This window comes from [Clostridium] polysaccharolyticum (assembly GCF_900111595.1).
Classification (GTDB): Bacteria; Bacillota; Clostridia; order Lachnospirales; family Lachnospiraceae; genus Clostridium_AI; species Clostridium_AI polysaccharolyticum.
This window is the reverse complement of the sequence record NZ_FOHN01000023.1, coordinates 11,997-24,408: the sequence shown is the minus strand read 5'-3', so window position 1 is coordinate 24,408 and position 12,412 is coordinate 11,997. Positions and strand designations below refer to the sequence as shown.

General features: G+C 36.4%; 10 protein-coding genes. 9 read left to right on the top strand and 1 reads right to left on the bottom strand.

Annotated features, from left to right (window positions below; translation table 11 throughout):
* Window positions 1-6 precede the first annotated feature (6 nt).
* The 5 genes from BMY85_RS12275 (at window position 7) to BMY85_RS12255 (ending at window position 5,734) form a co-directional block, all read left to right on the top strand.
* The gene (locus tag BMY85_RS12275; RefSeq protein ID WP_092478570.1) at window positions 7-444 is read left to right on the top strand and encodes a MarR family winged helix-turn-helix transcriptional regulator; all 438 of its coding nucleotides are present in this window, start codon (window positions 7-9) and stop codon (window positions 442-444) included.
* 180 nt (window positions 445-624) lie between these two features.
* Window positions 625-1,587: a glycosyltransferase family 2 protein gene (locus BMY85_RS12270; protein ID WP_092478569.1), complete on the top strand. Its 963-nt coding sequence runs from the start codon at window positions 625-627 to the stop codon at window positions 1,585-1,587.
* Window positions 1,588-1,613: 26 nt separating this feature from the next.
* Complete coding sequence (locus BMY85_RS12265) at window positions 1,614-2,825, top strand: hypothetical protein (protein ID WP_092478568.1); 1,212 nt, start codon at window positions 1,614-1,616, stop codon at window positions 2,823-2,825.
* A gap of 112 nt (window positions 2,826-2,937) precedes the next feature.
* On the top strand, window positions 2,938-4,266 hold the full coding sequence (locus tag BMY85_RS12260; protein ID WP_092478567.1) for a sensor histidine kinase: 1,329 nt from the start codon (window positions 2,938-2,940) through the stop codon (window positions 4,264-4,266).
* 640 nt (window positions 4,267-4,906) lie between these two features.
* Window positions 4,907-5,734 carry an undecaprenyl-diphosphate phosphatase gene (locus tag BMY85_RS12255; RefSeq protein WP_092478566.1) on the top strand — a complete coding sequence of 276 codons (828 nt, stop codon included), beginning with the start codon at window positions 4,907-4,909 and terminating at the stop codon, window positions 5,732-5,734.
* A 262-nt stretch (window positions 5,735-5,996) separates the two neighbouring features.
* On the opposite strand, the gene BMY85_RS12250 is transcribed toward BMY85_RS12255, so the two are convergent.
* Window positions 5,997-7,400, bottom strand: coding sequence for a S1C family serine protease (locus BMY85_RS12250; protein ID WP_242939736.1), 1,404 nt, complete (start codon window positions 7,398-7,400; stop codon window positions 5,997-5,999).
* Window positions 7,401-7,681: 281 nt separating this feature from the next.
* Here BMY85_RS12250 and BMY85_RS12245 point away from each other — a divergent pair, with 281 nt between their 5' ends.
* From BMY85_RS12245 to BMY85_RS12230, 4 genes are all read left to right on the top strand, one after another.
* The gene (locus BMY85_RS12245; protein WP_092478565.1) at window positions 7,682-8,794 is read left to right on the top strand and encodes a GDSL-type esterase/lipase family protein; all 1,113 of its coding nucleotides are present in this window, start codon (window positions 7,682-7,684) and stop codon (window positions 8,792-8,794) included.
* A 143-nt stretch (window positions 8,795-8,937) separates the two neighbouring features.
* Window positions 8,938-9,921, top strand: coding sequence for an alpha/beta hydrolase (locus tag BMY85_RS12240; RefSeq protein WP_177180779.1), 984 nt, complete (start codon window positions 8,938-8,940; stop codon window positions 9,919-9,921).
* Window positions 9,922-10,005: 84 nt separating this feature from the next.
* Window positions 10,006-11,664 (top strand): extracellular solute-binding protein, encoded by a 1,659-nt coding sequence (locus BMY85_RS12235; RefSeq protein WP_092478563.1) that lies wholly within the window; start codon window positions 10,006-10,008, stop codon window positions 11,662-11,664.
* Window positions 11,661-12,275: a YesL family protein gene (locus BMY85_RS12230; protein WP_177180778.1), complete on the top strand. Its 615-nt coding sequence runs from the start codon at window positions 11,661-11,663 to the stop codon at window positions 12,273-12,275. The genes BMY85_RS12235 and BMY85_RS12230 overlap by 4 nt, the downstream gene beginning before the upstream one ends.
* The last annotated feature ends 137 nt before the right edge of the window (window positions 12,276-12,412 follow it).

Here is a 12,412-nt window from a genome sequence, read left to right as displayed (position 1 = left end):
TAAGATATGGATAATAAGTATGATATTTTGAAATTAGACAACCAGCTATGCTTTCCATTATATGCATGCTCAAAGGAAATAGTGAGAAAGTATAAACCCTTTTTAGATGAGATAGATTTGACGTATACCCAGTACATTGCCATGATGGTAATGTGGGAACATGAAAAACTGAATGTCAAGGATATGGGAAAACTTTTATTTTTAGATTCGGGAACTCTTACACCTGTTCTAAAAAAGCTAGAGCAGAAAGGATATGTCCTGCGGGAAAGAGACAAACAGGATGAACGGGTACTAAATGTCACTATAACTGAGTCTGGAATCCGTTTAAGGGAAAAGGCACTTGAGATACCTGCAAAAATGAACGGCTGTGTTGAGCTTAATGAGGAAGAAGCAGCACAGCTATACCAGTTACTTCGCAAAGTGATGAAATCATTTGATAATTAAACTAGTAAAACAATAGTTTTTTGCAAGAAAATGCTGTAGCCAAATCCATTATTGGGTTAGGATTACAGCTTTTTTTAGTGGGGAAACTTATTCGTATTAGTGGATTTTTCCACTTGGATATAGTATACTTTATTTAATGTTTATTTGTTTTAAAGTACATATACAGACGGAGGAGTAAATATGAAACCTACCTTATATATTGTGATTCCTTGTTACAATGAGCAGGAAGTGCTGCCAATTACAGCTCCAGAATTTTTGCAGGAAATAAGAAAACTGCAAAAGAATGAAATGATATCCGAGGAGAGCAGAATCCTGTTTATTGATGACGGAAGTAAAGATAATACTTGGAGTATTATATCTGACTTAGCAAGGAAAGATAAAACTTATTGCGGCATACGCCAGAGCAGGAACCGTGGACATCAGAATGCGGTATTGGCTGGATTAATGGAGGCAAAAGGAAAGTGTGACATTACCATATCCATAGACTGCGATGGACAAGATGATATTAATGCGATGGATGATATGGTTAAGGCTTATTTAGATGGATGCGAGGTTGTGTATGGCGTAAGAAGCAGCCGTAAGACAGACACATTCTTTAAACGTTTTACTGCACAGTCTTTTTATAAGTTCCTGAACAGGATGGGAGCAGAGGTTGTGTATAATCATGCAGATTACCGCTTGATTTCCTCCAGAGTCCTAGAAGAGTTTGCGAATTATAAAGAAGTAAATCTGTTTTTACGTGGAATGGTTCCGCTGGTTGGGTTTAAAAGTACATCAGTATATTATGAAAGACATGAAAGAATTGCAGGAGAAAGTCATTATCCATTAAAGAAAATGCTTGCACTTGCTTTTAATGGAATAACAAGTTTAAGCGTAAAACCATTGAGTATGATTACTGGATTTGGACTAACAGTATCCTTCTTAAGTTTTCTTGGTGTTCTTTGGGCAATTATTGCACAGGTAGTTGGCAATACGGTTGCAGGATGGGCAAGCATCATTTGTATTGTCTGCTTTATGGGCGGAATCCAGCTTGTATGTCTAGGTGTGATTGGTGAATATATCGGAAAGATTTACATGGAAGTAAAAGGAAGGCCAAGATATATCATCAGTGAAAGAACAGACGATAAGTTAGAAAATAAATAAAAGGAAATGAAGATTGGGGAGGATGAATGAAAATGCGTATGACACGTGTGGAACAAAAGGCCATAGAACTGGCCGAAAAGTATATAAACTGGCTGTTTCTTATTGTCATGACATTAATAGGAATTTATGTCCGGTATGCTGGAAGAAATGCACAGTCGGGAGATATGGTAGCTTGTCTGCAGCCATGGTTTGATCAGATTTTGCAAGGTGGACAGGTTAAAGCACTGAAAACCCAAGTTGGTGATTACAATGTCCTTTATCAGACCTGTATTGCATTTATGACATACTTTAAAGGCAACAGCATGTATATATTCAAAGCATTTTCCTGTATTTTTGATTTCCTATTGGCGTTTGGCTGTGCATGGATGCTGACCGATCTGGCAGGCAAGAAAATGTTTGGAAAATTATTTGCTTTAGTATATACAGCAGTGCTCTTTTTGCCTACTGTTGTGTTAAATGGTGCCTATTGGGGACAGTGTGATTCCATCTATACACTTTTCATTATATTAACACTATATTATCTTTACAAAGAAAAATTTATTAGAGCTTTTGTATTTTTAGGAATTGCCTTTGGATTTAAATTTCAGGCAGTATTGATTCTGCCATTTGTAGTTTCTTATTATTTCTGCAAAAAGAAATTCAGCATTTCCATGTTTGGAATATCAGTTCTGGTATTCTGGCTTACAGGAATTGTTGCCTTTATTCAGGGAAGAGGATTATTAGATCCATTTAAGATTTATGCAAACCAGACAAAGACTTACGAGAGCATGTATATGAATATTCCAAGTTTCTGGATTTTAGCAGGAAATGATTATGGAAACTTAAAAACATTTGCAGTGCAGCTTACATTGGTGCTTTGTGGTGTTGGCTTATATGCCATTATGACGGAAAAGAAAAAGATTACTAATCTGGAACAGTATTTAAATACTGTGGCATGGTTTGCCTGGACATGTCTTTTATTCCTTCCAGCTATGCATGAAAGATACACATATCCATTAGATATTCTGTTAATGCTTTTATGCTTTATTCATTTAAAATATCTGAAATATGCAGCAGTTTCTATTATCTTAAGTACATTGACTTATGGCTATTATTTATTTGGAAATGGTGCCATTGATAATAAGTGGCATGCCATTATATATTTAATCGCATGGGCACATTTTACTTATATGATAGTAAAACAGGACTCTGGCTGTGAGGGGGAAACTTCACTGGAGGACTTTGTAAAAAAAGCCTGACATATAGGAGGATAAGAAATAGAGAGGAATCAGGATATAGCATATCTTTACTTAAGAGTGAGAATAGCTTCCATAAACTAGTTAAGAAACGTCTTGCGAAGGAGAGAGAATCATGGTTTATGTCAATTGTATTATATTGTTGATGTGTTATGCTGCAGAGCCGTATCTCTGGATAAAGTCAATGTCGCTGCTGCCGAGAAGGTTTGAAAAAAGAATGTATTATGTGATGGCAGCGGCTGGTTATTACATAGCAGCTTTATTGAAGCAGTATATATGTTTTACTCAGCAGAATAATACTATTGACAGTATTTTAAGTGTTGCAATGATTGCATATATTATAGGCATAAGCCTGGTATTATTCAAAGAAAAACTATACAAATGTTTATTGGGGCTTGGGCTGTTTGGATTTACCATTTCATGTGTGGAGAGCTTATTGTTAGCTATATTGGTTTATGTGGCAAAGATACCAATTGTCCAGATTATGTCTTTTGGGAGAATAAATGCATTAAGCACGCTGTTATCTAGAATATTATTATTTCCAGCTTTTTATTTTGTCTTTTTTCATAACAATGGAAGGATTATAGGAGTACTGCGTCACAGAAAAGAAAATCTTGCATTTTTAGTTACTAGCTGGTTTTTTACAGTGCTGATCAGTATGATTGTAAGGCATGCAGATTTGTCATATAGCACAGATTTGATAGTTTTAATTCTGCTGGCTCAGGTAGTCCTGCTATTAAACGTGTTTTATGTCATAAGCCTTATAGGGAAAAAAGATATGGAGCTTGTAGAGGCAGAAGAACGGATAAATGAATTAAACCGTATTATGGAGCTTACGACCAAGTTAAAGCAATTAGAACATGATATGAATACACATGTAGCCATTATTGGCAATTTAGTACATAATAGATGTTATACGGAACTGGAAAATTACATAAACAGTATATTTAAGGATATTAAAATTGCTAGTAGTATCTGTACATTGCCAGATCATGCAATATCCATGATGATTAATGATTTAATTATGAAGGCTAGCCAAAAGAAAATTCTGTTTGAAAGACATCTTATGATTGAGGAATTTTACATAGAGAGCAAAGATGTATGTGGCATTATTTCTAATATGGTAAATAATGCCATTGAAGCCACTGAAAAGTTAGAGCAGGAGAGGCGGTATATTTCTCTTGATATTTATCCCGCAAAAGATGGGTATTATATAACTTGTATGAATCCTTATGATACGCCAGTGAAATATTTTCACACAACGAAAAAGAAAAAAGAGGAACACGGACTTGGACTGGGAATTATTAAAATGCTGACAGAGAAAAATGGAGGAGTGATGCAGATAATTCCAAATGATTATAACTGGTTTGAAATAACCAGTTTTATTCCAGTTCCACAAACAGAAAAATCAGGAGCTAAAGAGGAGAAAAACAGCATTTTGTAAAACAATTTCGTTTTTGCATTGCAAGATTGTAAGTTTATATTACTTAATCTAGCAGGTTTGTAACATGCACAGAAACTATTGTATTGTGGAGTCGAATGGATATAATGAAAGTGTACAGCACAAGGCGTATATGAATTATAAATCTTGTGTACAGGGTTCAACTGGTTTTGGACCGTATATCCCCATTTATGATAGGACATTTAATAGACTTAATGTTATGACCTGAAGTTAGACCTGCTTAGCTGACAGCCTGCAGTCATCTATGATGACAAGTTTTTATTGTTCTTAATCGTGAAAGCCTTATATAAATTTTTATGTAAGGCTTTTTCTTGTGGAAAAGTTTTTTGTTCTGGAAAAATACTGTCTGCAGACCTATAATGTAAAAATACAGCCTAAAAGATCAGACGCTGGATGCATACTTGCGTGACAGCAGCATTGGGAATAAGCGTGAAAATCTATAGAAGATAAGGGAAGGTTTATTGTATTTTTCCTGCATTCGGTATATAATCTCTTTATGTCTGGAGATGTATAAAGCAGCATATATGAAAAGGGGGGGCATTGTTTTTAGCTGAAAAAAGTTTAAAATAGAAAAATGGGCAGTTAGGCTTTACGCTGATGAGCAGAAGGAGAGAATAAGGAAATGAATATAATAGAGTTTTTTAAAGTATTTTTTCTTGGAATTGTAGAGGGCATTACAGAGTGGCTTCCAATCAGTAGTACAGGGCATATGCTTTTAGTGGATCAGTTTCTGACCATAAAAGGGTCAGCAGAATTTAAAGAAATGTTTTTTGTTGTAATACAGTTAGGAGCTATTTTAGCCGTAATTTTATTGTTCTGGAATAAGATGTTCCCTTTTCAGTTCAAAGATAAGAGCCAGCCAGTTATTCGAAAAGATATTTTTTCTATCTGGTTTAAAGTAGTAGCGGCTTGTATTCCAGGTGCAGCGGTAACCTTATTATTCGACAATTATGTAGAAGCACATTTTCATACACCAATGGTAATAGCAGCTGCTTTGATTTTTTACGGTCTAGTATTTATCTGGCTAGAAGACTGGAATAAAAAGAGAGTTCCGAAAGTAAGAAAATTGGATGACATTACTTATGCAACAGCATTATACATTGGGTTATTTCAGGTTCTTTCTATTGTGCCAGGAACTTCCCGTTCAGGTGCAACTATCATTGGAGCTTTGTTAATCGGGGTTTCCAGGGTGGCAGCAGCAGAATTCACATTTTTTCTGGCAGTACCTGTGATGTTTGGATATAGTCTTTTGAAATTAGCGAAGTATGGATTCCACTATTCAGGAGATGAAATTACTACATTGGCAGTTGGAACCATTACAGCATTTTTAGTATCCGTATTTGTGATACGGTTCTTGATGTCTTATATTAAAAAACATGATTTCAAGATATTTGGATGGTACCGGGTAGTTCTAGGGGTAATAGTGATTTTGTATTTTGTGTTTTTATAAATAGTATAGGCCAGTCACGTAAATTTTTTGTGGCTGGTCTTTCCTATCAAATAAAAAGTGCCCTGAAAAAGAAGGGCACAGGATGCGCACAGATGGGTAAGGAAGATAGTCGCTAAAAGACAGCGACAGCTAAAAGACAGCGACAGCTAAAAGACAGCGACACCCATCTGGTACGGCAAAGTCTGAGTTCTTTTGAGTACATTCCAGTCACGGGAGTCTGAAGAACTCAGACTTTGTTCGATGGGAAATTTTTAGGGGAGTTTTATGCAAGCTGATCTCCAAATGGGTTTTCAAAAGGAGACTGGAATTCTTCAAAAGGATTGGCTGGTTCTTGCTGGTTCTGAGTCCCGTCAGAAGGAGTTTCATTGGGAACGTTATCGTCTGTAGCATTTTCGTTCTTGCCTAAGGTCACTTTAAATTCTTTTTCTTTATATTCTGAATTTTCAGGAACCTGTGCAGTAACGGTAACCGTTTCGCCTGCTTTGTAGTAAGCTACTAGAGTTTTCAGTTCGCTTGAGGAACTTATGGTTTTTCCATCAAATTTTGTAAGGACATATCCTTTCTTTAAGCCTGCTTTTGCTGCGGCACTATTATCGGATACTTCTGCTATATAGACACCTTGTGGGATGCTATAAGTTTCTGTAACTTCAGAAGATACATCCGTTCCACTAATACCGAGATAACCACGATTTTTTGCATCTACTACCTGCGTACGAGTTGTCTGGTTCATAAGATTTTCAATTAAATCATGAACATCGGAGATTGGAATTGCATAACCCATTCCTTCGATTTGCTCCGAAGCGATTTTGGCTGTATTGATTCCAACTAATTCTCCATTCATGTTAAATAAGGCACCGCCACTGTTCCCAGGGTTAATAGCGGCATCTGTCTGAATATAACTATTATCAGAGCTGTTTGATTTATCAGAGCCTATCTGGCGGTTTAATGCACTTACAATACCTGTTGTGACAGACTGGCCATATCCGAGGGCATTACCGATTGCCACTACTTGCTCTCCAAGACCTAATTTCGCAGAGTCACCGATGGCGGCAATGCTGATTTTGCTAAGTACATCATCTTTTAATTTATCTTTGGAAATGGAAATTACCGCAAGGTCTTTATTAGAGTCGTATCCTTTTACATGAGCTTCCACTGCATCAGCATTTTTATTGTCTTCGTCAAAACTGAATACAACAGTAAGTGTCTGGCTGCCTTCAATAACGTGATGGTTTGTGACAACAAGAAGTTCTTTGTCTGTTTCACCAATAATAATTCCAGAACCACAGCTTTCGCTTGGCTGCTGCATATTACCCCATAAAGTCATAGTTTCGGTAACTCCTTTATTGGTAATGGCAACAATAGAAGGCATTCCTTTTTCGGCAATATCCTGAACAGAGGTTTTGCTAGCTGATGAGGAGGTGTTTAATACTTTTGTCAGGGCTGTATTTGAGGAAGCTGAAGTTTTGTGCGGAATCTGTTCTGTAGCAATTGTTTTCTTTGGCAGGAAGTAGGTGGAAGCTGAAAATGCACCTCCAGCAGTAGTGCCTAGAATAAGTCCTGATAATATTAATATTCCTGTTTTTTTAGCTAATGGATTCATTTTTTTTCTGTTCTTGTTCAAATCAATTTCTTGTTCCGTGTTATCTTGAAAAAATTCCTTGTTCATACATAATCTCTCCTTCATATAAATCATTTTATATCCAACATGTTTCTTAATTATTTGTTTTTGATAGTTATATAGTAATGAAAATTTGTGAAGGGATTTTGTAGCATTTGTGATTGCTTTGTGTAAAAAATATGACCAAACAGTGAAGAGAAAGGCTCAATAAATGTACAGAATATTTACTAAATTCCTACATCTTTTACAAGGATCATTGTTTACTAGAAAAAAATCATTTACTATGAGATTGTAGTGACTCGCGAATAAATTTTAAGGAGGAAAATGATATGAAAAAGAAAGCAATAAAAAAATTGTTTGCACAGATACTTTGCATGCTTTTAGTAGTAGGTACATTTGTGCAGGTGAAAGAACCAGTGGCACAGGTAAAGGCGGCAGAGATTACAAAAATTATGCCACTTGGAGATTCTATAACGGACTGTGATTTCTGGAGAACTATGTTATTTAACAAACTGGATAAAAATGGATATCATGTTCAGTCAGTTGGAACAAGATACGGTAATCATGAAGGACACAGTGGAATGCTTGTAACGGATCTTGCAAAGACAGGCCAGTTAGCATCTTGGTTAGAGGCATCTAATCCAGACATGGTAATGATGCTGTTTGGAACAAATGACTGCTGGTGTGATAAAGGGGCAAAAGCTATTTTAGAAGCTTATACCACATTAATAGGGCTAATGCGTGAAAACAATCCAAATATGATTATTGTAGTAGGAAAGGTAACACCTCTTATTCCAAACTTTAGTTCCGATTTTGTATATCGTGCAGAAGAACTTGCATTAGCAATTGATGGATGGGCAAGAGAGATTACCACAAACCAGTCACCTGTTTATGTTGTAGATCAGTTTACTGGTTTTGATGCTATGACAGATACTTATGATGGGGTGCATCCAAATGATGCGGGCAGCATAAAAATGTGTGATAAATGGTATGCTGCATTAAGTCAGATTTTAGATGGAAAGCAGCCAGCAGTAAGTGAAGCGCCAGCAGTAAGTGAAGCGCCAGCAGTAAGTGAAGCGCCAGCAGTAAGTGAAGCACCAGCAGTAAGTGAAGCACCAGCAGTAAGTGAAGCACCAGTAGTAAGTGAAACACCAGCAGGACAGTTGACATTAGATACTTCCGTGAATAGCTGGTCTTCTGGTTTCACATTTTCAGGCAGTATTACGAATAACTCTAACGCAACAGTTAGTGACTGGAAGCTTGTAATAAAGAAAAAAGATTTTGAAATTGCCAATGCATGGTGTGTAGAAGTTACAGAAACAGGAGATTCTTACATCATTACTCCTATGTCATGGAACAATGCAATTGCATCTAAAAGCTATACAACATTTGGTTTTCAGGGAATGGGTACAATTGACAATGTTTCTTATACATTTTCATAATATGGAATACACCATAGTCTTCTAGAAATATGTTTTGCTTCAAAACTAATTTTATACTATAATAAAGAGGAAAAAACGTTATCATAAATCGTGTTTTTAATGTGGACTAGAAAAATTGTTTTGCGAATGAGGAGGTTATGGGTTTGAAATACGATGAATCGCTAATAGATCCGGAAATTAGAAAATTGAAGATTTTAGGAAAAATGTTGCCAGCTGTTTTTACGAATACAAGAACCATTAAATTATTTAATAAGTTAGATAGTATAATGCTTCAGGGAAAATGTAAAATTGAAAATGTTATATATGAACAGCGATGGATTACAAGAAAAGACGGAAAGCGTTTAAGAATCTGTATTTATAAGCCGAAAAATGCTACTGGTAATTTACCGGGCCTTTTATGGATTCATGGTGGTGGCTATGCCATTGGATTGCCAGAAATGGATCAGAAATTTATTAGCAATTTCTTAGAAACAGCTGACTGTGTAATCGTAGCACCAGATTATCGTTTATCTGTAAGCGAACCATATCCAGCAGCATTAGATGACTGCTATGCAGCATTGCTATGGATGAAACACAATACAGAAAAATTAGGAATTCGTTCCAATCAGATAATGGTAGGAGGAGAAAGCGCAGGCGGGGGGCTGGCAGCAGCACTTACATTGTATGTAAGAGACAAAGGAAATGTCAATATTTCTTTCCAGATCCCTTTGTATCCTATGATTGACGACAGGATGATAACGAAATCATCGCAAAATAATTATTATCCAGTGTGGAATTCAAAAATGAATTATAAAGGCTGGAGTTATTATCTTGGTTCCATGTTCCAGACAAACGATGTGCCAAAATATGCTGCCCCAGCAAGAGAAACAGATTATAGTAATTTACCGCCAGCCTGTACATTTATAGGCAGCTTAGAACCTTTTAGAGATGAAGCAATTGCTTATATAGAAGGATTAAAGGAAGCTGGGGTAGATACATTTTTCCATGAATACCAAGGCTGTTATCATGGATTTGATAAGATTGGAGAGGATAGTAAAATAGGCAGAGAAGCAACCAGGTTCTTATTAGATACATTTAAATATGCAATTGAAAATTATTTTTCAGAACAGCCGCCGAAGAAGAAATAAGAAACAGTCCCGCTATCGCAAAGGTAGTGGGATTGTTATTTTTTTTGGTATCCTCTATAATAAAGAGAGGAGGGAAACATACATATGAAACGATATATTGCAGGAGTAATTATAAGTATGTTATGCATGCTTATGCTTGCAGGATGCAGCAGAATACATCAAACAGACAAGGCAGGCAGAAAGCCTATTACATTTGTATTTTATAATGCAGATGGGAAAGAAGATCCTTGGACAGATCCAGTGGCTGAGGCAATTACGAAAGCTACGGGGGTTACATTAGAGACAGATTATCCTATTAATGGAAGTGATGAAAGAATAGCTCTTATGATTGCTACGGGAGAATATCCGGATTTAATATTTGCCAAAGGAGATGCAGGTGCTTTGATTGATAATGGAAGCCTTCTTGATTTAAGTGATTTAATTGACCAGTATGGCCCACATATAAAACAGTTTTATGGGGAGGAATATGAAAAACTGCGTTACAGTCAGGAAGATAAGTCTATATATCAGTTAAGCTGTACCAAGATACAAAATAAGGTTCTTGAGACATCAGGAAGTGCACAGCTTCAGTGGGCAGTGATTTTGGCAAATGATTATAAAATTCCTAGGACATTAGATCAGTATGAAAAAATGATAAAAAAATACATATCGCACAATCCTTCCATAGAGGGAAAAAAGACGATAGGAATTAGCATATGCTGTTCGGACTGGCACTGGTATCCCACACTTTCCAATCCGGCAGGATACATAGCCAATGGTTCGCCAGACAATGGGCAATGGATTGTAGATGACAAATATAAGGTTCACTATAAACATGCGGTAAAAGGACAAAAAGAGTATTATGCATGGTTAAATAGAATGTATGCAGAAGGAATCCTAGACCCGGAATTTGCAACTCAGACTTATGCAGATTATCTTGAAAAGTTAGCATCTGGCAGAGTATTAGCTATTATGGATGCATCTTGGGATTACCTAGAAGCAGAACAGGCATTATGTGCAGAAGGAAAATATGACCGCACATATGCAGGACTTCCTATTACTATGAATAAAGATATGAAATGTACAGCATTACAGGAACAGGGCATTGCAACAGGCTGGGGAATTGGAATTACGAAAAGCTGTAAAGATCCTGTTAGAGCCGTACAGTTTCTGGACTGGTTATGTACTGACGAAGCACAGATTCTAGTAAACTGGGGAATTGAGGGAGTTAATTATTATTATGATAAAGCAGGAAAACGTTATCGTTCTGAAGCAGAGGTTAAGCGCTCTGAGGAAGATCCTAATTATGCAGAAGAAACAGGAGTAGGAAAACATAACTATCCATTTCCATGTTACGGTTCCCAAAAAGTAGATGAAAAGGGAAACTCTTTTTCAGTCACAACAGAAGAATCTATTATTAAGGAATATAATATTGCTGAAAAAAAAGCTCTGGAGAACTGGAATGTGCATATGCTGACAGATATATTTCCACAGGCGGATACATTGCCAAAGATAGAATATTCTCCATTGTGGGCGCAGGTTTTTCCAGTAGAAGCAACCCGAATTGAGAAGAAACTAGATGAGATTGCATGGAAAGGATTAATTCAGTGCGTTGTCTGTAAACCAGAACTATTTGATGCAAACTGGAACTGGCTTCAAAAAAGCCTAAAAGAAGCGGGCAGGGAAAAAGTGGAGGCACAGCTTACAGAAATTGTGCAAGCACAAGTGAAACTATGGCAGAAACAGAAGGAGGAAACAGGTTGAAATTATTTCGTACAGATGGAGGATTTTACAAGTTTATGATGCAGCTTATGGAGCTGCTGGAATTGAATTTTTTATGGATTGTATGCAGTCTGCCTGTTGTAACAATTGGAGCTTCAACAGCGGCAGCCTGTGCAGTAACGATGAAAATGGCAAAGAATGAAGAAAGCTATATTGGCAGGCAGTTTTTGAAAGAATTTAAGAATAATTTAAAACAGGGAACGATTATCTGGATTTTAATGATGCTTGTAGGATATGCGTTTTATCTGGATACACAGATTTTAAAAGTCTCAGGAAATCCAAGTTATTTGACTATTTTTATGACATTTGCATTGGGAATGCTGTTTATTATATGTTTTGGATATGCATTTGCCTTGATTGCACGTTACCAGAATTCTATTAAAAATACAATTCTCAATTCTATAAAAATCACGTTCCACCATTTGGGAAGAACCATAGCGATGCTATTTAGTCTAGCATTAATTTATATAATTTTAAGTTTTAATGCAGTTATGCTGATTTTTATGATACTGATTGGGCCAGGCTGTATGTTATACACCTACGGATTTTTCTGCAGGGAAATTTTTGAAAAGATAGAGAAAAGCCAGGAATAAAAAAGACTTGAGAGGACAGTGTGGGATGTGTACGAATGGAAAAGGAAAATTCATTCGACCACATCCCTTTAGTATTACAGCCAACGTTACATTAACAAAGAGTCCTTCTTCTTCAAAAGTGAAGCAAGGGAGCTGAG

Bases quoted from the DNA above. Each gene is read 5' to 3' on its own strand.
- BMY85_RS12245 (WP_092478565.1), top strand. From the start codon at position 7,682: ATGAAAAAGAAAGCAATAAAAAAATTGTTTGCACAGATACTTTGCATG.
- BMY85_RS12260 (WP_092478567.1), top strand. From the start codon at position 2,938: ATGGTTTATGTCAATTGTATTATATTGTTGATGTGTTATGCTGCAGAG.
- BMY85_RS12265 (WP_092478568.1), top strand. From the start codon at position 1,614: ATGAAAATGCGTATGACACGTGTGGAACAAAAGGCCATAGAACTGGCC.
- BMY85_RS12235 (WP_092478563.1), top strand. From the start codon at position 10,006: ATGAAACGATATATTGCAGGAGTAATTATAAGTATGTTATGCATGCTT.
- BMY85_RS12275 (WP_092478570.1), top strand. From the start codon at position 7: ATGGATAATAAGTATGATATTTTGAAATTAGACAACCAGCTATGCTTT.
- BMY85_RS12250 (WP_242939736.1), bottom strand. From the start codon at position 7,400: ATGAACAAGGAATTTTTTCAAGATAACACGGAACAAGAAATTGATTTG.
- BMY85_RS12255 (WP_092478566.1), top strand. From the start codon at position 4,907: ATGAATATAATAGAGTTTTTTAAAGTATTTTTTCTTGGAATTGTAGAG.
- BMY85_RS12270 (WP_092478569.1), top strand. From the start codon at position 625: ATGAAACCTACCTTATATATTGTGATTCCTTGTTACAATGAGCAGGAA.